This is a genomic window from Pseudarthrobacter adonitolis, assembly GCF_055412845.1.
In genome coordinates, this window is record NZ_JBVAYW010000001.1 from 17,560 (window position 1) to 41,158 (window position 23,599).

The 23,599-nt window shown below is 62.6% G+C and carries 17 protein-coding genes and 2 pseudogenes; 15 read left to right on the top strand and 4 right to left on the bottom strand.

What is annotated here, in order from left to right; genetic code table 11:
* The first annotated feature begins 95 nt into the window (after window positions 1-95).
* The 15 genes and pseudogenes from ACZYZ4_RS00085 (at window position 96) to ACZYZ4_RS00155 (ending at window position 18,778) form a co-directional block, all read left to right on the top strand.
* Window positions 96-1,184 (top strand): alcohol dehydrogenase catalytic domain-containing protein, encoded by a 1,089-nt coding sequence (locus ACZYZ4_RS00085; protein WP_463857102.1) that lies wholly within the window; start codon window positions 96-98, stop codon window positions 1,182-1,184.
* A gap of 31 nt (window positions 1,185-1,215) precedes the next feature.
* Window positions 1,216-2,703: a flavin-containing monooxygenase gene (locus ACZYZ4_RS00090; protein WP_463857104.1), complete on the top strand. Its 1,488-nt coding sequence runs from the start codon at window positions 1,216-1,218 to the stop codon at window positions 2,701-2,703.
* Window positions 2,700-3,653, top strand: coding sequence for an alpha/beta hydrolase (locus ACZYZ4_RS00095; RefSeq protein ID WP_463857106.1), 954 nt, complete (start codon window positions 2,700-2,702; stop codon window positions 3,651-3,653). The genes ACZYZ4_RS00090 and ACZYZ4_RS00095 overlap by 4 nt, the downstream gene beginning before the upstream one ends.
* A gap of 147 nt (window positions 3,654-3,800) precedes the next feature.
* Window positions 3,801-5,306 carry an NAD-dependent succinate-semialdehyde dehydrogenase gene (locus ACZYZ4_RS00100; RefSeq protein WP_463857108.1) on the top strand — a complete coding sequence of 502 codons (1,506 nt, stop codon included), beginning with the start codon at window positions 3,801-3,803 and terminating at the stop codon, window positions 5,304-5,306.
* 115 nt (window positions 5,307-5,421) lie between these two features.
* Entirely contained in the window at window positions 5,422-5,637 is a 216-nt protein-coding gene (locus ACZYZ4_RS00105) for a hypothetical protein (protein WP_463857110.1), read from the top strand.
* A gap of 305 nt (window positions 5,638-5,942) precedes the next feature.
* Window positions 5,943-6,728: an SDR family oxidoreductase gene (locus tag ACZYZ4_RS00110; RefSeq protein WP_463857112.1), complete on the top strand. Its 786-nt coding sequence runs from the start codon at window positions 5,943-5,945 to the stop codon at window positions 6,726-6,728.
* Window positions 6,729-6,869: 141 nt separating this feature from the next.
* Window positions 6,870-7,634, top strand: coding sequence for an SDR family NAD(P)-dependent oxidoreductase (locus ACZYZ4_RS00115; protein ID WP_463857113.1), 765 nt, complete (start codon window positions 6,870-6,872; stop codon window positions 7,632-7,634).
* A 168-nt stretch (window positions 7,635-7,802) separates the two neighbouring features.
* Complete coding sequence (locus ACZYZ4_RS00120; protein ID WP_463857862.1) at window positions 7,803-8,153, top strand: ATP-binding cassette domain-containing protein; 351 nt, start codon at window positions 7,803-7,805, stop codon at window positions 8,151-8,153.
* Window positions 8,154-10,298: 2,145 nt separating this feature from the next.
* A complete protein-coding gene (locus tag ACZYZ4_RS00125) occupies window positions 10,299-11,465 on the top strand; it encodes a fibronectin type III domain-containing protein (RefSeq protein ID WP_463857115.1) in 1,167 nt (388 codons plus the stop codon).
* Between the two features lie 188 nt (window positions 11,466-11,653).
* Complete coding sequence (locus tag ACZYZ4_RS00130) at window positions 11,654-12,610, top strand: epimerase (RefSeq protein WP_463857117.1); 957 nt, start codon at window positions 11,654-11,656, stop codon at window positions 12,608-12,610.
* Window positions 12,611-13,268: 658 nt separating this feature from the next.
* On the top strand, window positions 13,269-14,429 hold the full coding sequence (locus ACZYZ4_RS00135; RefSeq protein WP_463857119.1) for an HIRAN domain-containing protein: 1,161 nt from the start codon (window positions 13,269-13,271) through the stop codon (window positions 14,427-14,429).
* Between the two features lie 467 nt (window positions 14,430-14,896).
* A pseudogene (locus ACZYZ4_RS00140) lies at window positions 14,897-15,844 on the top strand (homocysteine S-methyltransferase family protein); the annotation flags it as partial.
* Window positions 15,845-16,105: 261 nt separating this feature from the next.
* Window positions 16,106-16,582, top strand: a complete 477-nt coding sequence (locus ACZYZ4_RS00145) for an SRPBCC family protein (RefSeq protein ID WP_463857121.1) — start codon at window positions 16,106-16,108, stop codon at window positions 16,580-16,582.
* Between the two features lie 53 nt (window positions 16,583-16,635).
* A pseudogene (locus ACZYZ4_RS00150) lies at window positions 16,636-17,030 on the top strand (CBS domain-containing protein).
* A gap of 155 nt (window positions 17,031-17,185) precedes the next feature.
* Window positions 17,186-18,778 (top strand): alkaline phosphatase D family protein, encoded by a 1,593-nt coding sequence (locus ACZYZ4_RS00155; protein WP_463857122.1) that lies wholly within the window; start codon window positions 17,186-17,188, stop codon window positions 18,776-18,778.
* 137 nt (window positions 18,779-18,915) lie between these two features.
* On the opposite strand, the gene ACZYZ4_RS00160 is transcribed toward ACZYZ4_RS00155, so the two are convergent.
* The 4 genes from ACZYZ4_RS00160 to ACZYZ4_RS00175 all read right to left on the bottom strand — a co-directional run bounded on the left by ACZYZ4_RS00160 (window position 18,916) and on the right by ACZYZ4_RS00175 (window position 23,573).
* Window positions 18,916-19,827 carry an alpha/beta fold hydrolase gene (locus ACZYZ4_RS00160; protein ID WP_463857124.1) on the bottom strand — a complete coding sequence of 304 codons (912 nt, stop codon included), beginning with the start codon at window positions 19,825-19,827 and terminating at the stop codon, window positions 18,916-18,918.
* Window positions 19,828-19,992: 165 nt separating this feature from the next.
* Window positions 19,993-20,316 carry a hypothetical protein gene (locus tag ACZYZ4_RS00165; protein WP_463857126.1) on the bottom strand — a complete coding sequence of 108 codons (324 nt, stop codon included), beginning with the start codon at window positions 20,314-20,316 and terminating at the stop codon, window positions 19,993-19,995.
* Window positions 20,317-20,473: 157 nt separating this feature from the next.
* A complete protein-coding gene (locus ACZYZ4_RS00170) occupies window positions 20,474-22,375 on the bottom strand; it encodes an amylosucrase (protein ID WP_463857128.1) in 1,902 nt (633 codons plus the stop codon).
* A gap of 418 nt (window positions 22,376-22,793) precedes the next feature.
* Window positions 22,794-23,573, bottom strand: a complete 780-nt coding sequence (locus tag ACZYZ4_RS00175) for a 3-oxoacyl-ACP reductase (RefSeq protein WP_463857130.1) — start codon at window positions 23,571-23,573, stop codon at window positions 22,794-22,796.
* Between the last annotated feature and the right edge of the window lie 26 nt (window positions 23,574-23,599).

A 23,599-nucleotide genomic window follows, 5' to 3' on the forward strand; every position in this document is an offset into this window, starting at 1 on the left:
CAGTCCGGCGAAGGAACGAGAGGACGATCGTGACGATCGAAGACACAAAGCCAACCACGAAGACGACCGGCCGCACGAGGACCATCCGTGGGGCCGTGCTTACAGTTATCGGGGCGGACCGGCCCTACAAAGACACGCTTCCCCTCCGTGTGAACGAACTTGAGCTGGAAGGTCCCGGCCAGGGCGAGATCCTTGTCCGCATAGAGGCCGCCGGGGTGTGCCACTCGGACCTCTCCGTGGTGAACGGAAACCGGCCACGGCCAGTTCCGATGCTGCTCGGTCATGAGGCCGCCGGAATCGTGGAGGAACTCGGTGAGGGTGTCACTGACATTTCACTGGGTCAGCGTGTTGTGATGACCTTCCTGCCCCGGTGCGGAGAGTGCGCCGGATGCCACTCGAACGGCAAGACGCCGTGCGCGCAGGGCAGCGCCTCCAATGCGGAAGGCACCCTGCTCGGTGGTAGCCGGAGACTCTCCAGAGGCGGAGAGCCTGTGCACCACCACCTCGGAGTCTCCGCATTCGCCACGCACGCCGTGGTCTCCCGCCGTTCCGTTGTGCCCGTCGGCCCGGACGTCCCGGCGCACGTCGCCGCGCTGCTGGGCTGTGCCCTGCTTACCGGCGGCGGAGCTATTCTCAACGTTGCCACGCCCGGTCCTTCCGCCCGGGTGGCCATAGTCGGACTCGGCGGTGTAGGGATGGCCGCGCTCATCACCGCCAAAGCCACCGGAGTCGAATACGTGGTCGGCATTGACACGCTGCCGGCCAAGCTGGAAGCCGCCATGAGTCTCGGCGCGAGTGACGCCATGACCTCCGCGGTAGCGCTGGAACGCGGTGAGAAGTTCGACGCCGTCATTGAAGCCGCCGGACACCCCCGCGCACTGGAAGCGGCCATCGCCCTGACAAAGCCCGGCGGTATCACCGTGACGGTCGGGCTGCCGGCCCCTGGACAGCCCGCCTCCATCGACCCGCTCGCCCTTACGGCTGAGGCTCGGACCATCGTCGGCAGCTACCTCGGCTCAGCCGTTCCGGAACACGACATCCCGATTTACGAAGAGCTATGGCGCTCCGGGCAACTGGCCGTTGAAAGCCTAGTCTCGGACACCATCCCCCTCGAAGAGATCAACCGGGCCATGGACACTCTCGACGGCGGCCACGCGCTGCGCCAAATCATCACCTTTTCCTGAACCACCAGACATTCCCTGAGGAGATAACACCATGTCAATCACCAACGACCACATCTACAGTGCCATCGTCATCGGCGCCGGCTTCGGAGGCCTGGGCCAAGGTGCCCAGTTCGTGCAGGAAGGCGTCGAGGACTTCCTGATCCTTGAGCGCGGCAACGACGTCGGAGGTGTGTGGCGCGAGAACACGTACCCGGGCGCCGCCTGTGACACTCAGGCGCTCGTTTACTGCTACAGCTATTTCCTCAACCTGAAAGTTTCCCGGCTGTTCGCCGGCCAGGAAGAACTGCAGGGTTACCTGCGTTCCCTGGTGGAGGAATTCGGCCTCGGCAAACACATCCGCTTCGACCAGAACATCACAGCAACCGAATGGGATCAGGACCGCCGCCTCTGGGCCGTGCATACCGCAGACGGCTCCGAATTCCTGACCCGTTCCGTCGTGGCAGCCTGGGGCCAATTGAATGTGCCAAACATCCCGGAGATCCCGGGCATTGAGTCCTTCGAAGGAGAGGTGTTCCACTCCTCCTCCTGGCGCCACGACGTGGATCTGACCGGTAAGCGCGTCGCATCCATCGGCTCCGCGGCCACCGCCGTCCAATATGTGCCCGAGATAGCCAAGATCGCCTCGAACCTCACGGTGTTCCAGCGTTCGGCCAACTACATCCTCCCCCGCGACCAGTACGTCTTTACGGCGGAAGAAACCGCAGCATTTCTCGCGGACCCGGACCTTTACCGGACGAAGCGCCAAGAGATCCATGAGGTCCGTGAAGCCGGATTCGAACGTACCCGCCGCCACAGTGCAGCGTCCGAGGAAGGCGTCCAGCAGGCCCGCCAGCACCTCGAGAGCCAGGTGGCGGACCCTGAACTGCGAGCCAAGCTCACCCCCGATTACGACTTCGGTTGCAAGCGCATTCTCCGGAGCGATGATTTTTACCCCGCACTGACCCGCGAAAACGTGGACCTTGTGACCGAGAAGATCACCGAATACACAGCCCGTGGGATCCGGACTGCAGACGGCGTCGAGCACGAATTCGATGTGATCGTTTACGCCACCGGGTTCAAGAGCCACGCATTCCAGGGCTCTATGCGCGTCGCAGGACGCGACGGACTCCTTCTGGACGAGAGGTGGGGCAGCGCCCCCGAGGCATACCTCGGCATCACTGTCGACAACTTCCCCAACCTCTTCATGGTCTACGGACCGAACACCAACCTAAACCACAACTCCGTGGTGTCCATGCTCGAAGCCCAGCACCGCTACATCGCGCAGGCTGTTGCGTACATTGCGGCCGACGAGACGAGGGTACTGGAAGTTGACCGCAGCGTGCTCGACGATTTCAACGCTCACATTCAGGAAGAGCTCGATAAGTCCGCCTTCTCTTCCGAGTGCTCCTCCTGGTACAAGAACGAAGACGGCCGCGTTATCAACAACTGGTCCGGGACCGTCAACGAGTACCGAGCCCACACACAGGAACTCCAGCTCGAGGACTACCTCCAGCTGGCCGCGACCGGTTCGGGTAAGTGACCAGCCAGGATCTGTTCAGCGGAAGGCCCGTAGCCGAGGACGCAGCAGCCGTTCTGGAAAGGTTCCGGGCCTCCGGTGGACGCCCGTTCCACACCTACCCCGTGGGCGAGGTGCGTGACATGTACGAGCACGGCTGTGCCGCCAACGGTCTCAGCGGCGATTCGCTCTTCTCGGTTTCCGACTTCAGGGTGCAGGAATTTGGGGTACGGGTCTATGAGCCGCGGGCCCAGGGTGGGCCCACCGCCGTCGTGCTGTTCTTCCACGGCGGCGGATGGGTCATGGGAAGTCTCTCCACCCATGACGGGCTGTGTCGTCGTCTGGCTGCCCTCACGGGCCTACCGGTCGTGGCGGTGGACTACCGGCTCGCCCCGGAGCACCCGTACCCGTCGGCAATCGAGGACAGCCGGGCTGCGCTGAACTGGCTGTTCACCGCAGGTCCGGTTCGCGGCTTGGACGCAACCAAGGCCGTATTGGTCGGTGACAGTGCAGGCGGGCAGCTGGCCGCGGTGCTGGCAATCGAAAACGCGAAAAGCGCTCATCCGCGGCCGATCGCGGCGCAGGTCCTCATCTACCCGATGGTCGACCTGACGATGTCTGCTCCGTCATATAACCGAGTCACTGAAGGCTTCCCCTTAGTTGCGGACACCATCGCCTGGTTCGCGGACCACTACCTGCCCGAGGGAACGGACCGGGCGCGGCCCGACATCAGCCCCGCCCTGGCGGAGCTCCCTGCCGGGCTTCCACCCGCCTACGTCATCACAGTGGATAACGACCCACTGGTTGACGAGGGGGCAAACTACGCGGCAGCCCTGGCACAGGCCGGAACCGAGGTCCAATACCAGCACCTCTCCGGGTACGCGCACGGACTGCTCACCTCCGCCGGGCGGATCCAACGCGGCGAACAAACGGTCAACGACATCGCCGGCTTCGTCAGGGACCGCGCAACCTGACTGAGATGGGGTGCATCCCCTGGCAGGACCCGCGGGGCCAGTCGGGCCCCCGGGGCTGGAGCCCGACTGATCAATCGAAGAACGGTGATGGCCCGTCAATTCCTTGACGGGCCATCACCGACATACACGTTCTTAGGAAAAAACTCTATGACTACTTCCCTCGTAGGTCCGCCCTCCGCCTCACGCAAGCGTGAGGCGGAGCTTCTTGACTCCGTCCCTAAGGGCCTGCTTATCGGCGGGCAGTGGCGCGATGCGTCCGACGGCGGCACCTTTGATGTCCACGACCCCGCCACCGGGGAGGTGCTGGCCACCCTCGCCTCGGCAACCAGCGAGGACGCGGTGGCCGCGCTCGACGCGGCGGACAAGGTCCAGGCTTCCTGGGCCCGGACGCCGCCGCGTGAACGCGCCGAAATCCTGCGCCGCGCCTTTGACCTGGTCACCGAACGCGCCGAGGACTTCGCGCTGCTCATGACCCTGGAAATGGGCAAACCGCTGGCGGAAGCCCGCGGCGAGGTCACCTACGGTGCCGAGTTCCTGCGCTGGTTCTCCGAGGAAACGGTGCGGGATTATGGCCGCTACCTCACCACCCCGGAGGGCAAGAACAAGATCCTGGTGCAGAAAAAGCCGGTGGGCCCCTGCCTGCTGATCACGCCGTGGAACTTCCCGCTGGCCATGGCCACCCGCAAGGTCGCCCCGGCCATCGCGGCCGGCTGCACTATGGTGCTCAAGCCTGCCAAGCTGACCCCGCTGACGGCCCAGTTATTCGCGCAGACCATGCTGGAGGCAGGCCTGCCCACAGGCGTGCTCAACGTCGTGGCATCCGCCAGCGCCGCCGGGATCTCCGGGCCGCTGCTGGCCGATTTGCGGCTGCGCAAGGTTTCCTTCACCGGCTCCACCCGGGTCGGCAAGCGCCTGATGGCCGACGCCGCCAGCAACGTGCTGCGCACTTCCATGGAGCTTGGCGGGAACGCGCCCTTCATCGTCTTCGAAGACGCGGACGTGGACAAGGCCGTCGCGGGGGCCATGGCCGCCAAGATGCGGAACATGGGCGAGGCCTGCACCGCCGCCAACCGCTTCCTGGTCCAGGAGTCCGTGGTGGCCGAATTCACGCAGAAGTTGGCCGCGGCCATGGGCGCCCTGAACGTTGGCCGGGGCACCGAACCCGACATTCAGGTCGGGCCCCTGATCGACGCCGGCGCCCGCGATGACGTGCACGCCCTGGTCAGCGCCGCCGTCGACGCCGGCGCCACAGCGCTCACCGGTGGCGCACCGCTTGGGGGTGCCGGCTACTTCTACCCGCCCACGGTGCTGGCCAACGTGCCCAATGACGCCGCCATCCTCCGCCAGGAGATCTTCGGACCAGTCGCCCCGGTCACCACCTTCAGCACCGAAGAGGACGCGATCCGGCTGGCCAATGCCAGTGAATACGGCCTGGCCTCCTACCTGTACAGCCGCGACTTCAACAGGCTACTGCGCGTGGCAGAACAGATCGAATTCGGCATGGTCGGCTTCAACGCCGGCGTCATCTCCAACGCAGCCGCGCCCTTCGGCGGCGTCAAGCAATCCGGCCTGGGCCGCGAAGGAGGCTCCGAAGGCATCGCCGAATACACCACCACCCAGTACATCGGCATCGCCGACCCCTACGCCGACTAGCCCAGTGGTTTCAGGGCCGCCGCGCCCACGGCGCGGTCGCATGCTCTGTAACAGCGGGAAGAGCTAACTGTCGGCTGCCACTCACGTTCAAATGACCCCGAGAGGATACAAGAAGATGATGCACGTTATTGCTGACTTCCGAGTTGAGCGCAAGACAGAGTTGTACGAAAAACTGGATGCTGCTGTCGCGGCAGCTTACGGCGATGCATTGGACGACCGGAGTCACGGAGTTCTCGTGACCCGTCACGATTTTGACCATTTCTCTGTGGCTCTTTCAGCAGACGTTCCGTTCGGACTCATCCGCGAGCTCGACCGGGCCCGCCAGAACTGAAACCCGGCTTCAGCTACGGCTGGAGGCGCGCCCCTTCAGGCCCCGAGCTTCTCTCACAACAGTATTTGGCACCAGCCGAGTCGGTAGACACCTCAGAGATTACGAGACAACTGTGCACCCCAAACAAGCCAAACAGCTACTCTCTCAGTACTACTCGTCTCACAACCAGCGGCTTATCTAACGGCGGCTCACCAATGTGCCACGCAACCCTCATGTTGAAAGACGAGTGGGAGCAGGTGCGGCCTTAGCTGTAATGAGACAAAAAACGCCAATTCATCATCTGTAGTGAGACTGCCTCAACTTAGATGAGACAGGCATCCCTCGCTGCCGGCCACGCCGTGGTCGCCACCGGCCGCAACCCCGAAAAGGTCACCCAGGCCGTCGGCGAAAACGAGGACCTGCTGGCCGTCAAGCTCGACGTCACCGATCCCGCCGACGCGGCCGCCGCCATCCAGGCAGCCGTGGACCGGTTCGGCCGGATCGACGTCCTGGTGAACAACGCCGGCAACTTCTACGCCGGGTTCTTCGAGGAAATCACCCCCGCGGACTTCCGGGCACAGATCGAAACCACCATGTTCGGGCCCATGAACGTCACCCGCGCCGCCCTCCCGGTCCTGCGGGCCCAGCGCTCCGGCCTGGTGGTCACCATCTCCTCCACCGCCGGCCTCGCAGGCGGCGAGTTCCTGTCCGCCTACGCCGCGTCGAAGTTCGGCGTGGAGGGCTGTGCCGAGTCGCTGGCCCCCGAGGTCGCACCGTTCGGCATCCGCAGCATGATCGTGGAGCCGGGGTTCTTCCGCACCGAGCTGCTCACCCCGGAATCCACCAGCTACGCGGAATCCACCATCGGGGACTACGCCGAACGCACCGCGCAGACCGTCGCCGGCTGGAAGAGCATGAACGGCCTCCAGGGCGGGGACCCGGCCAAGCTCGCCGACGCGCTGATCCAGCTGGCCGAGCTGGAAGAGCCTCCGCTGCGGTTCGCCGCCGGAGCCGACGCCGTGGGCGTCTTCGAGACCCGAGGCAAGGCCCTCCAGGTCCAGGCCGACGCGCACCGCGAACTCTCCAGCAACCTCGCCCTAAGCGACGCCTGACAAAACGGAAACGGACGACGGCGGGAGGTCCCGCCGTCGTCCATCACCCACCAACGCAAGGCCCCACGACCACAGTCCAGCCGGACGCCAGCAGCTTCCGGCTGCCCAAAAACCGGCACCAACCCCCGAGGAGAACACCCCATGACATCAAAACTGACCGGAACCACCGCCCTCGTCACCGGCGCCAGCAGCGGCATCGGAGCCGCGACCGCACGGCAGCTCGCCGCACTTGGCGCCTCCGTGGCACTCGTCGCCCGGCGCCGTGACCGGCTGGAAGCCCTCGCCGCCGAGATCGAACAAGCCGGCGGCACAGCCCTGGTCATCGAAGTAGACATCACCCACCGCGCCCAGGCCCAGGCCGCCGTCGACCAGACCGTGGAGCGCTTCGGGCAACTGGACATCCTGGTCAACAACGCCGGCCTGATGCTCCTCGGCCCGGTAGTCGGCGCCGACGCCGAGGACTGGGACCGCATGATCGCCGTCAACGTCCAGGGCCTGCTCCACACCACCCACGCCGCCCTGCCGCACCTGCTCAAAGCCGCCGAGGACAGTCCCCGCCGGGTCGCGGACATCGTCAACATCAGCTCGATCGCCGGCCGCGTCGCCTGGAACGGGTACGGCGTCTACAACCTCACCAAGTTCGGCGTCAACGGCTTCACCGAGTCCCTCCGCCAGGAAGTCACCCAGCGCCACGTGCGCGTCGGCGTCCTGGAACCCGGTGGCGTCGACACCGAGCTGGGCTCACACAACACCGCCGAGGTCCGCGGCGAAATGATCGACCCCTTCTACGAGCAGACCGAGGTCCTCGCCCCGGAGGACATCGCCGACGGCGTTGCCTACATGGTCACCAGGCCCCGGCACGCCTCCATCGGAGAGCTCTGGATCATGCCCACCGACCAGGCCTGAACGGTGGCCCGGGACCAGACCGACGCCCACCGCGAACTCTCACGCAACCTCGCGCACGCCGACGCCTGACAAATCGGAAGCGGACGACGGCGGGAGGTCCCGTCGTGGTCCGCTAACTGCTTTGCTCCCTCCCACCGGGCGGGGAAGACCACGCTGGTGAACCTGATGATGCGGTTCTACGAGCTGGATGCGGGGCGAATAGCGCTCGACGGCGTGGACGTCACCTCAGTGCCCCGGCGCGAGCTGCGCTCGCGGCTGGGCATGGTGCTGGGCAGGATACGTGGCTGTTCGGCGGGACCATCCGGGACGACATCGCGTACGGAAGGACTACTGCTACGGAGGACGACATCCTGGAGGCGGCGCGGGCGACGTATGTGGAACCGGTTCGTGCATTCGCTTCCGGAGGGTTACGACACGGTGCTGGAGGACGAGGGCTCCAATGTGTCCGCCGGTGAGAAGCAGCTGCTGACGATTGCCCGGGCGTTCCTGGCCCGGCCGTCGGTTCCTGATCCTGGATGAGGCGACGAGCTCCGTCGACACCCGGACCGAGGTGCTCGCATAGAAGTCCATGCGTGCGCTGCGGTCCGACCGGACTAGCTTTCTAATCGCGCACCGCGTGTCCACCATCCGCGACGCCGACCTCATCCTGGTGATGGAGGCCGGGCAGATCGTGGAGCAGGGGACGCACGCGTCCTTGTTGGCTGCGGTCGGGGTTTACGCGGCTGTATGAGGCGCAGTTCGCGGCACCGGTGGCTCTGAGGTCTAAGGACTCTCCGTGACGCGGGAGATTGGCCTCACGGGCGTGTCGATATATCGGACGCAAATTCAGGCCTGAGTGGGCATCCGGCGGAGATAATGCACGACTTGCCTGCAACGCAGCGCCAACTCCGGGGAGAACAGCTATTGCACAGGTAGCGGGCCAGAGGCCAGCCTTTGAACGTGGTAACTCCGCTGTTACTCAAAGCCTTAGGCTGAATTTCGGGGAATCCCGTGACGAACACGCGACATTTCATATCTGGGGGCCAAACTGGTGGAAGTAGTCGCACCATACGTCGAGAAGATCTTGGCTCCGCATGCCAAGTTACTCGCCAAGAAAGTAAGCGGTTGGCTAGGGTTCACGCGGTGGCAAATCGAACGGCAAGTAAAGTCTAAAACCGGGCTCGACTTCGACGGTCCGGCCTACCGTTCGTGGTTGAAGTCGTTCAACGAAAATGTCTGGGAACGCCCCGTTGAACAGTCCGGACCGGAGGTTGCCTTGGACTTAGATGACAAGCTAGATGCGGCCAGCAGAGATTGGCGCAATCGCCGGCATAACGCCTCCACTGCAATGAACTTGGTGCAGGAAACGTATCTCGCGGCACTGGCCCAATGTTCTCAGGCGGACTCAATCCGCTTAGGCGAGCTCTGGTTGCGGCGGTGTTCAGGACGCTACTCCCACTCGTTGGGATCAGCGAATTCAGGAAGAGGAAGAGCATAAGGGAACGTAGTACTACCGTTCATCAGTACGTCTCCCGCCGGAAATTCGAAGTCGAGGGCAACGAACCCATAGCTGGGGACATAGCTTCTGGAACGATGTTCGGTGGATCTGCATCAGTTAGAGGACCGACGTTTGCGATTCAACCGTCTTGTATATAGACCCGCTAGCAGGCCTGAAACAGCGGCGAGGCTAACCCCGAGCCCGATCAGACCCATGCCCGTTGCCCCAATGACACTTAAAGTGATGAGACTGTAAACAGCCGTAACTGCAGCTGCACCTAGTCCTGAAGTAAGTGCTCGTGGCAGCGCGCCAGCGGGTGCCATCTTGGCCGCAACCCAGAGTGCCACTACTGAACCTGCACCTGTTGCAAGGCCGGCAAAGGCTCCAACAAGGGACCCCACCACGACTATGAAGGCTATCTGTCCGCCGTTCATACCCCAAAGCCCGAACTCCGCGGGATACAGGGCGGCCTGAACCGAAGAAAAGACCGAGAAAACCGCGCTGATGCATGCGCCCAACATGGCCCCCGTAAACATCGCCCGGACCAAGAGCGGCAGTGCAACTCTGTTCGAACGTCGTGAGGTGGAAAGTACCATGGGCGACACACTAGCCGAATCATGGTGACACTGCTCCACCTGCCGTCCTCCACTGGTGAACTGAAAGGCGCCCTTTGCCGGGGTCACAGGCGTCTATCAGCGTCGGGCGTGCAGCACGCCCCGTAGGGCTAGCTGCTCGGAGGTCCTTCCAACTCAGGCGCTCCATCAGCACAAAAATAGGCGAGAACCTCCACCCGAATCAGCTCCATTCCCCTGCTCATGCTTGGCTCTAACCCAAACCAGCTATCAGGGCGCAGCACAAAGCAGTGGCTGTAGCGGAAAGAGTTGAAGTCCGGCTGGTGCAGTGCCGATCTCGGTCCAATCAACGCAGCCCGCCCTCTGGTTTGACGCCCTCGGAGACCTTTAAGGGGCTAACCGCAACTTGGATTAGTCCATCAAATGCATATATAGTCAGGATGCTCGCGCTTGCGACCAAAAAATGGGGGAAACATGATTAGAAGTTCACGATTGTTGTGTACGGTGAGCGTTGCGGCCGTTCTACTTACAGGGATAACCTCCGCGCCGTCTACAGCCGATCCTGGTTCGAATGCATCCGAACCAGTAGACATCGACATAAGTCAATCGTTACAGATGACAGATTCAGCTGGCAAAGCCCTAAGCGTCTTGAAGTCAACAAACGAAACAGGCGAACGCACCATCGACGCTGTCGATTCAAAACAAAAAGGCGTGAGGGTCGTAGTTTACAGTAAACCGCTTGATTCTAACCCTGCGCAGCAGTCACTCGAACTCTCGGATACGGACTGGACGAAAGCGTGGTCACCAACCAATCGGACAATCGAGGAAGTGCCAATAGTTCAGGCCCCTGCCACGAACCCGGAGATGGTTCCTTCCATAGCTTCGGGCGTTACAAGTACAACAGTCACCATTTCATGGACACCAACACCGGGCATAAAGAAGTATCAAGTGTCCAGAGATGGGGTGCGCATATCAGAAAATGCTACAACGAACTTTAAGGACAAGAATCTTTCACCAGGAACTAAATACACATATGAGGTAGTGGGAATTCTGGGTCACAACAGTGATGGATCCATCCAAGAAGTCACAAGGACAGTACCAGTGACGACGCTTGCAAGTGATGACCCAAAGTCGCTTGAAGTTCCCACGATTCAGCCGCTTACGTATCAGCCCTACAATACCGCCTTCATTTACAAGACCTTTATCCCGGATGCACAAACTTCTGTTGATCTTGTCGGAGCCACTGCCTGCGGCGTGCTCGGTCACTCTGGATACACGTTTGGCGGTGACAACCGGTCATTCCGTACGCCTCGCATAGCCGAACCGGACAACATCCAAGATTATCGAACGATGATGTTTATGAATGTTAGTTGGGGTAATCCGGATGAATATTCCATGATTGCGGTTAAAGGCATCGGTGCAACGAAGAAGTATCACAATGGAACCCTTGTCGAAACGCGAGTTGCAAGCATGGATAAGATGCTATTCCAAGACACCTACCGAAGCGGTTCTTACGCACAATCAAGGTTCAACCACAAGGCGGGCAACCCATTTTGCAGCCCAGGTGAAATTACGTACAACGTCCTCACCCGCTTTTATCGCTCTGGGCTCGTGGAAGTAGTAGGTAACCGTTATCCTGTTCCTAACCACGAAGGCTACGTGAGGTTCAACAATACCGGAGCCGAATTCTGGGTCACATTGTTCAATAAGGATAACGAAGGCTTCAACTGCTTGACGGGACTGTGCGGTTCGCCCTCATTGGTCGCGTCCGTTCAGCGCTGATCAACCAAACAGAACATACTCGCCGAGGAGAGCAGGCAAGACCCGCTCTCCTCGGCGGCGTCAGCCGCCGTCGATGCACGTTGTGCCTCTCGGTCACGATGACATTCCAACGCCGGTGCATCATTACGGTTGATTCATGGCACATGTGCAACTTGGGCCAGAGAAGCCAAATCTTAGGGACGGTTCTGATGAAGTTTGTTATTGCTGGTGGAACAGGGTCGCTCGGTAGGGCGGTAGCCTCTCACCGAGCGTCGCTGGGAGACGAAGTAGTTCTATTGACCCGGCGCCCACGGCATGACCTAGCGGTGAAGCAGGTCTTATGGGACGGCACCAACATAGGGCCTTGGGCGAAAGAGATTGCGGGCAGCGTTCTCCTGAACCTAACAGGAGAAACTGTCGATCAACGACCCACGAAGCGAACAATCAATAGGCTCCGGTCGTCACGCACGCTGCCTGTCCAGGCCCTCCTGAAAGCAGCGGAGGAATTCCCTCCGATTCGCTGGTTGCAGATGAGTACGACAGCGGTATATGGGGATGCTGGAGACAAATTCATCAAAGAAGACTCTTCAATTCAACGCGGACCTTCGCAGATGACCGGTGTTGCGCTTGCCTGGGAGAACGCAGTCGCACCTGCAGATGCGATCACTAGTTTGGTGATACTTCGAACAGGAGTAGTCCTTCAATCTGGCTCCCCGGCTCTAGACAGACTGTCACTAATTACCCGTTGGGGCCTGGGAGGGACAGTTGGAAGCGGTCGACAATGGGTGACCTGGATCCACATCACTGATTTCTTGCGGGCAATCGATACGTTGGTACCTGCTCCCACCTCCACCGCATTAGCTCCTGGCTCACTGTCTTCTTTCGAGGGAGTGCTTCACATCTGTGCACCGGAGCCGATCCGGAATGTCGAATTAATGGCCGCCCTTCGCCGTTGTCTGAATCGACCGCGATGGTCCCCTCCCACACCGAGCTGGATGATCAAATTGGGTTCTTTGCTCCTAGGCACAGACCCCGCTCTGGCGCTTACGGGTCGAAGATGTCTGCCGACAGTTCTCCAAAATTCTGAATTCAAGTTTCGCTTCCCCACGATTGACGCGGCGTTGACAGATCTGCTTGTCGAAAAAAAGGAATCTAGAGTGCTATAGCGCGGCCATGAGTTCGGACAGCAAAGATCCCTCAGCGGCGCAGCACTTGGGCCAGAGCGAGCGGCTCAACGTGGAAATAGTGATGCTCGCGACGTCCTCTGTGGAGGTCTGCTCATATCCCACGCTCAGCGAACAGCCGCAGCGAGGGCCGCCAGAGGCACACGTCGTCGCGCCGTACACCCCGCCGGCCATCCAGCTGGCCGAATTGGACGAGCCGCCGTTGCGCTTCGCCGCCGTTGCGCTTCGCCGCCGGCGCGGACGCCGTGGGCGTCTTCGAAGCACGGGGCAAGGCCCTCCAGATCCAGGCCGACGCCCACCGCGAACTCTCCAGCAACCTCGCCCACGCCGACGTCTAACAAAACGTCAACGGGCGACGGCGGGACGTCACGCCGTCGCCCGCTCAATGCTGGGACGAGGGAGCAGCGTTCGTCAGCATGTACGCGTCAGTTGCGTCCATATGGGTGAGTACAGCCATCTTGGGTCGGCACGAAAATGCGATTCCTCGCAATCCGTGAGGGCCGAAATGGCGCCCGGCGTCAAGCCTGCTTAACCGAGGCAAACGGAACAGCGTCATCAACCGTCGAATTGGACGGCCCGGCCCTAGACTTTCATCAACTTCGGTTGTGCGTCGGCACGCAGACAAGGAAAGTTGGGGGAAATGAGCAATTACATCCTGCCAGGAGCCAGCACTTGGCAAAACATGGAAATTGTCGGTGAAACGTACCGAAGTAAGCAAATAAAGGCTGTCGTCGGTCGAACTCCCAAACTTGATGAGGACGTGGAACAACAGCACGAAGCTCATCTGGTGCCTGAACCCGATAATCCCCACGATTCCAATGCCATCTCAGTCCGAATCAAAGACCACGTTGTTGGCTATCTCAGCCGTGAAGATGCGCTTGCGTATGTCTCTGTGCTTCATCGGATTGCTGCTAGCGGGCACAAAGCAGTGACATCTGCACGTGTATGGGCCACGACTTCTAGGTCGTGGACGGACGAGAAGCGGACGGACTTCCGTTCACGGGTTAGCATCTACATGCCAGCACCCGAGCACATGGTGCCGCTGAATATCCCCCCTTCGGAAGGTGTCGCCCTACTCCCTTGGGGTGGTGCGCTTCAGGTTACGGGGGAGGACAAGCACTTCAGCTATCTCTTCAACTACGTGCCAGCCTTAGGCGAAGGTTTGGTGATTCTCACACTGCACAAACTCGTCCACGCGCTGAAAAACGGAACGGAGCGGGAGCTTGTTGAGGTGCGCCTCGACGGTGAAAGGGTCGGTCAGCTTACTGCGGCCACATCGGCTCACTACCTCCCAAGCATCGGGCACGCAGAAGATATGGGCAAGTTCCTGGGAGTGTGGGCCAAGCTTAAAGGCTCAGGCCTTGCGGCTGAGCTGATCATCCAGGGCGCGCGTGCCACAGATTTGCCCGATTCGTGGCTCAAGGAGCTGCCGTCATTGCCTGCCTTGATTGCTGAAGGGCATTCCTATCTCGTTCCAGAAGCTTTCGGTGAATCTGAGCGAATCCGTGTTCAGGACAAAGCGAGATCTGCCGCGCCAGTCCAGCAGAAACCAGAAGTACAGCGCGCGGCTATGCCCAGGAAGGTGGTGTCCCTTACCCCGGCGGACCGAAAGCATAGCCCGACAGTTCACCGTGCGGCCGGCGTGTCCATGATTATCCTGATGGTGGTTGTGGGGGCGTTGTTGGGCTTGATACCGGGAGTCGGGCCAGTTCTTTTCGTTGCCTGTATTGCCTTCGGGATTTATGCCAACGTCAAGCGCCGCAAGATTGCAACCCAGCTTGAATCGGACCCGGCTTCCTGACCTGAGAGACAGCCAGTGGGGAGTCTCGCATGTCCTCGGAGCAGTCCTCTCCTTGGCGGTGGCAAGCGGGCCCGATCTACAGGGCATAAAACCCGATTGCAAACGGCCCGTTGGCCGCAACGAGCTCTCCATCAACCTCGCCCACGATGACGCCTGACGAACAGAAACGGACGACGGCCGCTGGTCGGCGCTGTAAGGGAGCGGCATCAAGCGTGAGCGCGCGACGGTGGGAAGTCCCGCCGTCGTCCGCTCCGTCTCTGCGCCTCAGCAGTTACCGCTGGAAGCTGACCAGCTTCTGCTCCTGCCCGACCAGCCTCTCGATGGCGATTTCCATCGTGTCCTCTTCACGCAGGTAGGGGAAACATGGCGCAGCCGTGGCGGAGGTTGAAGCAGAACTACCCACCACCCGCCGTCGTAGTACATGGAAACACGGCGCAATGTTTCGGGCCCCGCCGTACTCTGTTTAGATGCCTCGTTTTGCGCTTGATATTGAGTCCGTCCCCCGCCCCGTCCGTTCGCAGGAGCTGCTGGATGCGGTGAACCACCGGGTCGTCATTGCCGATGGGGCGATGGGCACCATGCTGCAGGAGCGGGAGCTGTCGCTCGAGGCAGACTTCCTGGGGCTGGAGGGCTGTAACGAGATCCTCAATGCCACTCGACCGGACGTCCTCGCGGACATTCATGACGCGTACTTCGCAGTGGGAATCGATGCGGTCGAAACCAACACCTTCGGCGCGAACTGGTCAAACCTCTCCGACTACGGCATCGACGACCGGATTGAAGAGCTCGCGCGGAAGGGGTCGGAGATCGCCCGCGAGCGGGCGGAGGCTGCGGAAGCCGTGGACGGACGGATGAGGTGGGTCCTGGGCTCGATGGGGCCTGGCACCAAGCTTCCCAGCCTCGGGCACACCAGCTACGACTACCTTAAGCAGACCTTCGCCCTGCAGGCCGAGGGCCTCATCGACGGGGGAGCGGATGCCTTCCTCATCGAAACCAGCCAGGACCTCCTGCAGACCAAAGCCGCGGTCAACGGCTGCAAGCAGGCCATCGTGGCCCGCGGCGTACGGCTCCCGATCTTCGTCGAGGTCACTGTCGAAACCACCGGAACCATGCTGATGGGCTCCGAGATCGGCGCCGCGCTCACCGCGCTCGAGCCGCTCGGCGTCGACGCCATCGGCCTGAACTGTGCCACCGGCCCGGACGAGATGAGCGAGCACCTGCGCCACCTGTCCAAGCAGTCCTCCGTGGCGATCGCCTGCATGCCCAACGCCGGACTGCCGGTGCTCGGCCCCAACGGCGCGCACTACCCGCTCTCACCCACCGATCTCGCCACCGCGCACGAGCAGTTCGTGCGCGAATTCGGCCTAGGCCTCGTGGGCGGCTGCTGCGGTACGACGCCGGAGCACATGGCCGCCGCCTGACAAACGAAAGCCGAGTACGGCGGACGCCTGCCGCCGTCGTCGGCCGTATCTCCGGCCTACGTGCTGACCTCCCCGTGGACCCGGAATGCGTCTGCGATCGGGCCAGCGGTGACATCGATGTCCTGTGGACTCGGAAGGTCTGGACACAGGTAGGCGCCGGATTTATCGTGCAGAGGTGGTGGTTGCCTGACTGACCGGACGGCAACGGCCGCCGGTCCGCTATTGCGGGCCGTCCGTCATGACAGGAGGAAGCAGATGGAAACCGTTGAAGAGACCGTTGAAGTCGCAGTACCGGTGCGCACAGCGTATGACCAGTGGACCCAGTTCGAATCCTTTCCGCAGTTCATGTCCGGTGTGGAATCCGTAACCCAGCTGACTGCCACCACCAACCACTGGGTTACCAAGGTCGGTGGTGTTCAACGGGAATTCGATACTGAAATAGTTGACCAGGAGCCTGACGACCGGATCGCCTGGCGCAGCACCGACGGCAAGTCCCATGCCGGCATCATCAGGTTCACACCGCTCGATGCCAATCACACCAAAGTCAAGGTCCATTTTGAATGGGCGCCGGAAACCTTCACAGAAAAGGCGGGTGCGGCCCTGAAGATGGACGAGATGCAGGTAAAGGCCGACATGCGTAAGTTCAAGGACTTCATCGAATCGCGTGGTACCGAAACCGGCGCCTGGCGCGGCGAAGTCGAGGACACCGGGCCTACGGGCCAGCAGCTCTAGAAGTGCCCTTCGGATCGTATGAGGAGAATGCCAGGACCACAGCACGTGAGATTATGACCGGCGGCGTTGAATGCATCGGTGAAAACGAAACGCTGGAAGCAGCCGCCCGGAAGATGAAGGAGCTGAACGTCGGCGCCCTGCCGATATGCGGGGAGGACAACCGGCTCAAGGGCATGATCACGGACCGCGACATTGTCATCAAATGCTTCGCGGAAGGTGGTGACCCGCGAACGGCAAGGCCGGGGATTTTGGCCAGGGCAAGCCGGTGACCATCGGTGCGGACGCTTCCATCGAAGAAGCGATCAGGACCATGGGGGAGCACCAGGTGCGTAGGCTGCCGGTCATCGACGGCCACGACCTGGTGGGCATTCTCAGCCAGGCAGACATCGCCCGTAAGTACCCCGAGGACAGGGTCGGGGAGCTCGTCGAGCTCATCTCCTTCTACTGAATCCACGCCTAACAAACAGAAAGCGGACGACGGCGGGAGGTCCGAAGCCATGACCCGGTCGAGCGTACTCCGGTTCATGGCTTGTTAGCCGTCGGGTTCCCGTGGAGTTCCCGGAGAGAGACTTCCTGTTCACCGCCCCCGACCAAGCTGGCTCCATGCCTCTCCTACTGCCTGGTAACTCCCATCTGATCGACCGCCGCCTCTTCCTCGCGGGCGTCGCCGGTGTCTCGGCGGCCGCTGCGCTGGCCGCCGCCCCAGCTACCAGGGCGGACGCTGCGTCGACGCCGGCGCGAGCCAAGGATGATCCCTTCACGCTGGGAATCGCCTCCGGCGACCCCACGCCCTCCGGCGTGGTGCTGTGGACCCGCCTGGCCCCGAAGCCGTTCGACCCGAACGGCGGCATGCCCTCGGGCCACGCCGTCGTGGAGTGGCGTTTGGCCACCGACGCCGGGATGCGCGATGTTGTCCAGCGCGGGAGCGCGCACGCCCCGGCGCAGCTGGGGCACTCGGTTCACGTGGAGGTCGATGGCCTGGCACCGGACAGTGAGTACTTCTACGAGTTCAAGTTCCGTAACCACTGGTCCCCGGTGGGCCGAACCAAAACCTTGCCGGCCCCCGGGGCGGATGTACGGCAGCTCGATTTTGCCTTCTCCTCCTGCCAGAAGTGGGAGGATGGCTTCTTTCCGTCCTACCGCCACATGGCCGCAGAGGACCTCGACTTTGTGGTGCATCTGGGCGATTACGTGTACGAGTACGAGATTGCCGCAGGCGGCGGGCTGCGTCGCACACCTGTGCCGGCGGCTGCCCAGCCGGCCCCGCAGACGCTTGAGCAGTGGCGGGCCCGCTACGCTCTCTACAAGTCGGATCCCGACCTGCAGGCTGCGCACGCCCGGTTCCCGTTCATCGTGACCTGGGACGATCACGAGGTCAAGAATGACTACGCCGGGGGCTGGGAGGGGCAGACCCAGGCCTTCACCGCAGTGCGGGCCGCGGCCTACATGGCGTACTACGAGCACCAGCCCCTGCGGGCACGGTCGCTGCCCCGCGGAACGGAAATGCAGCTTTACCGGCGGCTACGCTATGGTCGCCTCGCGCAGCTGGACGTTCTGGATGGACGCCAGTACCGCGACGCCCCACCGTGCGGCTGGGGCGAAGCCCAGGCATGCGAAGCGGCCTACGACCCGTCAATCAGCATGCTCGGCTCAGAGCAGGAGCAGTGGCTCTACGCCGGCCTGCGAGACTCAGACGTGCGGTGGAACATCTTGGGGAACAACGTCATGGTCTCCCGCCTCGACCACGACGGTGCTGCGGGCGAGCTGCTGTGGCACGACGCCTGGGATGGCTTTCCGGCCGCCCGCAAGAGGCTGCTGGATGTGATCGCCGAGCCGGCGGTGCGCAACGCTGTGTTCGTCACGGGCGACTGGCACTCCACCTTCGTCAACGACGTCCACCTCGACTTCGACCGGCCGGACTCCCCGGTGGTGGCCACCGAGTTCGTCGGGACCTCCATCAGCACGAACGGCGACGTGCCAGTTTACGGGCCCTACTATGAGCCCATGATCGGGTTCAACCCGCACATCAAATTCTTCGATGGCGACCGGCGGGGCTACGTCCGTTGCCAGGTCACTCCCGAGCGCTGGCGCACGGAGCTTCGCATGGCCACCGGGGTGGGCACCCGGACCGCAGGGCAGTACACGCATGCGGTGTTCGAGGTCGAAGACGGCAAACCGGGCGCAGTGCGGGTTTAATCGCGGCTGCCTCATCGGGCTACTGGCTCTAGCCACGGCACCAAGCGTGAAGCCAACAGCTCTGTCCCGTAGCTTGGGGCGCGGGGACTGGACGACGGCGGGAGGTCCCGCCGTCGTCCGCTTGGCCCCCTGCCCGGTCACAGTGACCACAGGTCCTTGAGCAGTCGTTGCACCTGTTCCGGCTGCTCGACGTTGGCGAAGTGCCCGCAATGTTGGATCGTCACAGTCTGGACTTGCGGCACTGTGGCGGCCAGCCGGTCCAGGTCGGAGGGAGACGTGAATACATCAGTTTCCCCGCGGGTCGCCAGCACAGGGCAGCGGATGCCGCGCCACTGGTCAAAGTCGTAGTACGCCACTGCCCGGGCAGCCGCGGAGAAGCTGGCCGGACGGGCGTTATGGCCGAGCCCGCGGATCACCCCAGCTGACATGCCTGGGAGATCTGCGAAGAACGGTGACATCAACGGTCCCATCACGGGTGTGGCACCGACTGCACGGACCATTGCCAGCCCGGCTGGACCTAGGGCCGCCAGTGAGCGCATGAGCAGCATCATGCCGACAAACGCCGGGAACCGGGACAGGCTGCGCAGTGGCTCGCGGGCGGCCTCAGACACGCCGAATGTCGTGGGCGAAATGGCAGCGACGCTGGCGGTCCGCTCCGGCCACGTCGCGGCAATATGCAAAGCCAGAAAGCCTCCCATGGAGTGGCCCACGAGGTTCCATCGCGGGTAGTTGAGAAAGTTCAGTACATCGGTGACTGCGCGTGTCATCGTCTCGATGCCGAAGTGTTCCAGCCGGGCTCCCTTAGTGGATTCGCCCCAGCCCGGCAGGTCAATCAGGACACGATCGTGGGGCGATGCTTCGGAAAGCAGCGGCCGGAAGGTGGTCCAGGATCCCGCGGCGCCGTGCAGGTACACCTCCGGTGTGCCGGACGCCGGAGCCCCGCTTCCGATGCCCTGTTGGACTCGCACAGTGCACGGGCCCAGCTCTGTTGGAATTGTGTGCCGCCGCAGCGTGGCCACCCACGTCGCGGATTCCTGCCGAACGCTCATGCCCGCCTTCCGTTGCTGATCTCTACTAGGGATTCGGAGCCGTGACGTCACCGGACCGGACGTACAGGCTACAGCTGCTGGGTTTGTCATCAAACGGAAGCGGACGACGGCGGGAGGTCCCGCCGTCGTCCGCTCACCAGGTTCTCGCTGATGAGGATTCGCCTGTCAGGTGCTGAGGCTCCAGTGGACCCGGATGGCCTCTGCCATTGGGCCAGCGGTGACGTCGACCCGGAAAGCAACGGGCGCGGTCCCTGTCTCCTCGATGATCGCGTCACGGTACACGCGGCCGCATGAGGGGCACAGGGTGTGGACATCCTCGTCAGCAGGCCATTCCGCCAGCTCCGCCGGGACCGGGGTGTTCTCTCCGATGTAGACGGGGACGCCTTCTGAGTTGGCCTGAATCAACCCGTCCTTGCTGACGGTGTTCCCGCACACGCAGGTGATGGTGGTGACATCATGACCGATCACATCGGCGGTTTCAGCGTCCACGATGACCTCCCCGGTGCTGGAAGAGACGTTCTCGTATCAGCTTATGCCTGCTGATCCGTGCGGCGACGGTGACGCTTGTAAATCCTCATTGTGGTGGGCGCCCAACAGGGCCACGACGTCATCTCCTCTAAGTGCGGAGCAGCCGGACAGGACTTTCTCAGGTCCTGAACCAGCGCACTCCGTGCGGTTCCAGGGTGACGCCCGCACGCAGCAGGACGGCCACCCCGCTGATCAGTTCCAGCGCAGTCTCTGGCAGGCCGGACAGCGTCTCGGCGCTGACGTCCTGCGGGGTTTCCGCGAAATTCACGAACACGACGACCGTCGATTCCTCGCCGTCGAGGATTCCCGGGCGTTGGTAGCCCAGGACATGGGGGTTGTTCGTGTGGAACGGCACCAGCCTTCCGCCGGCGAATTCCGGCGCCTGCCTACGGACCTCAATGAGGCGGCCGAGCCCTGTGGCGATCGCACCGGCGTCGGTCATGGGGTCATTCCTCGACGCGTAGCGGTCCGCCGGATAGGCGGGCCGGCCCACCCAGCGGCTGTCGTCCGCTTTGGCGGGGTCCCCGAGGTAGCAGTAATCATTGAGTTGGCCCACCTCGTCCCCGAGGTAAAGCAGGGGGATGCCGCCCGTGCTGAGGACGATTGAGTGCGGCAGGAGGATGCGCGCGACGGCGGCGCGATCGTTCGCTTCCAGCCCGGCGAGCGACGCCGTCGTGCCTGAGATCCGGCAGTCGCCCGTGCGGGGGTTGTCCTGGAAGGGCACTCCGCGCGCGAAGCTGTCCGGGAACCGGTTGACGAAGAAGTTGTTCAGGAACCTGCGGTGGTCCTGCCCGTTGATGCCCAGCTCCGCGGCTTCCTCGTCGGAGAACGTCCAGCCGATGTCGTCATGGCTCCGCACGTAGTTAACCCACGCCGTTCCCTCGGGGAGGTTGTGCCTGCGCTCGAGGGCCTGGGCGAGCAGCGAGACCTCCCGGGTGGCGAGCGAGTTCCAGATGAGCGCCATCTGCAGCGGGTTGTAGCTGAGCTGGCACTCACCGCGGTCGATGTACTGCACCACCTCGTCCGGGTGCACGATCGCCTCGGACTTGAACAACAGCGACGGCGCGGCGAGCCGGCATACCGCGTTGAAGGCCTGCAACAGGAGATGGGCCTCGGGCAGGCTCTCGCACGCCGTGCCCAGCTGCTTCCAGATGAAGGCGACGGCGTCCATGCGGACAATCCCGACGCCCTGGTTCGCGAGGTACAGCATCTCGCCGGCCATGGCCCTGAACACTCGCGGGTTTCTGTAGTTGAGGTCCCACTGGAAGGAGTAAAACGTGGCCCAGATCCACCGGCCATCGTCGAGCTGCACGAAGGAGCCCGGGTGGTCGTCGGGGAAGATTTCCCGAACGGTCCGCTCGTAGGCGTCCGGCATCTCACGGTCCGGGTAAATCAAGTAGAAATCCTGATATTCGGGATCCCCCGCAACGGCCCGGCGGGCCCATTCGTGCTCGGTCGAGGTGTGGTTAAAGATGAAGTCGACAACCAGGGCGATGCCGTTCTCGCGGAGCTCGCGTGCAAGGTCCGCCAGTTCGTCCATCGTGCCGAGTGCCGGGTTGACATCACGGTAGCTTGAGACTGCATATCCGCCGTCGGAATTCTCCTCGGGAGCCAGGAACAGAGGCATCAGGTGCAGATAGGTCAGCCCGAGTTCCCGGAAGTAGGGGATGCGCTCGCGGAGGCCTGCGAGGTTGCCGGCGTACAGATCGACGTAGCAGACACCTCCGAGCATCCGGTTGGACTGGAACCAGTCCGGTGCCTTGGCACGGGAGGCATCGATGGCTTTGAGGTCCGCGGGGCGGTCCTGCCAGGATGCTGCGGCGTCCAGCACCACGCGCAGGAGTTCATCATCCGCCCCGGGCCCGTAAATGCGGTGGAACAGCGACTTCAGGCGGGGGAATTCAGTGTCGAAGCGCGCCTCGAACGCCAGCCAGTCGACGTCGGACGTCGCTTTCCGGCGCGTGGATCGGAGCGCTGCCCGGAGGCCGTCGTCGGGCAGGAAGAGCGGATTGTGAGGCACGGTATTCCTGATGTGGGTAGGGGCTCGACGCGCGGTCAGCGGTCAGGGGTCAGGGGGCGAAAGGTACGCCGATGGATGCGACGCCGTGGTCTGTGCAGGCCAGCCCGACGCGTAAAGCATGGCCGACGATGACAGGTTCATGGTGCAGAACCTTACCGCACCGGGGGGCACCTCCACGGTTCGTCGAAAGGGACGGGGTGGGAAGCGAAATTGGCAGCCTGGAGCAAGGCGACGCCTGACAAACGAAAGCGGACGACGGCGGGAAGTCCCGCCGTCGTCCGCTATGTTCGCGTTTATCCCCCTCCCGTTCCGGAACGGGAGCCGCTACTCCTCGATGGTTACCCCACGCCAGAAGGCGATCCGGACCTGGATCGGCTCTACTGGTTCTATTGGATGGGGTCCACGCAGGACCTGACCGTCACTCAGGTGTGACGTAGGCGCCTGCGATGCCGCCATCGACCAGGAAGGTCGAGGCGGTGATGAAGGATGAGTCATCGCTGGCCAGGAAGGCGACTGCTGCTGCCAGCTCTTCTGGTTCAGCGAATCGGCCCAAGGGAACGTGAACAAGGCGGCGGGCTGCCTTCTCGGGATCCTTGGCGAAGAGTTCCTTCAGCAAGGGGGTGTTGACGGGTCCCGGGCAGAGTGCGTTGACTCGGATTCCCTGCCGTGCAAATTCGACGCCGAGTTCCCGGCTCATGGCCAGCACCCCGCCCTTTGATGCGCTGTAGGAGATCTGGGAGGTGGCTGCACCCATGACCGCAACGAACGACGCCGTGTTAATGATGGAGCCCTTGCCTTGGGCCTGCATGTAGGGGAGTGCGTATTTGCAGCAGTAGAAAACGGAAGTCAGGTTCACTTCCTGGACCCTGCGCCACGCATCGATCCCAGTATCGATGATTGAGGCATCGTCTGCCGGCGAAATTCCGGCGTTGTTGAAGGTGATGTCAACGCTGCCATAGGTTTCGTTGGTCACGGCGTAGAGGTTCTTTACTTCTTCTTCGCTGGTGACATCCACCTTCACATAGAGGCCGCCGACCTCGTCGGCGGCTCGCTGCCCAGCGGTCGGGTCCAGATCAGCGATAACCACATGGGCCCCTTCTGCGGCAAAGCGGCGAGCTGTGGCGAGCCCGATACCGCTGGCGCCGCCGGTGATGACAGCGCTGCGTCCCTTGAGGCGGTTGGAGATTACTTCAATCATTTTTTGCTTCCTTTAAGGTGGTGGGG

Coding starts and splice junctions, on each gene's coding strand:
- ACZYZ4_RS00115 (WP_463857113.1), top strand. CDS start 6,870: ATGACATCAAAACTGACCGGAACCACCGCCCTCGTCACCGGCGCCAGC.
- ACZYZ4_RS00130 (WP_463857117.1), top strand. CDS start 11,654: ATGAAGTTTGTTATTGCTGGTGGAACAGGGTCGCTCGGTAGGGCGGTA.
- ACZYZ4_RS00090 (WP_463857104.1), top strand. CDS start 1,216: ATGTCAATCACCAACGACCACATCTACAGTGCCATCGTCATCGGCGCC.
- ACZYZ4_RS00175 (WP_463857130.1), bottom strand. CDS start 23,573: ATGATTGAAGTAATCTCCAACCGCCTCAAGGGACGCAGCGCTGTCATC.
- ACZYZ4_RS00135 (WP_463857119.1), top strand. CDS start 13,269: ATGAGCAATTACATCCTGCCAGGAGCCAGCACTTGGCAAAACATGGAA.
- ACZYZ4_RS00160 (WP_463857124.1), bottom strand. CDS start 19,827: ATGAGCGTTCGGCAGGAATCCGCGACGTGGGTGGCCACGCTGCGGCGG.
- ACZYZ4_RS00110 (WP_463857112.1), top strand. CDS start 5,943: ATGAGACAGGCATCCCTCGCTGCCGGCCACGCCGTGGTCGCCACCGGC.
- ACZYZ4_RS00120 (WP_463857862.1), top strand. CDS start 7,803: ATGCGGTTCTACGAGCTGGATGCGGGGCGAATAGCGCTCGACGGCGTG.
- ACZYZ4_RS00145 (WP_463857121.1), top strand. CDS start 16,106: ATGGAAACCGTTGAAGAGACCGTTGAAGTCGCAGTACCGGTGCGCACA.
- ACZYZ4_RS00105 (WP_463857110.1), top strand. CDS start 5,422: ATGATGCACGTTATTGCTGACTTCCGAGTTGAGCGCAAGACAGAGTTG.
- ACZYZ4_RS00155 (WP_463857122.1), top strand. CDS start 17,186: ATGCCTCTCCTACTGCCTGGTAACTCCCATCTGATCGACCGCCGCCTC.
- ACZYZ4_RS00100 (WP_463857108.1), top strand. CDS start 3,801: ATGACTACTTCCCTCGTAGGTCCGCCCTCCGCCTCACGCAAGCGTGAG.
- ACZYZ4_RS00125 (WP_463857115.1), top strand. CDS start 10,299: ATGACAGATTCAGCTGGCAAAGCCCTAAGCGTCTTGAAGTCAACAAAC.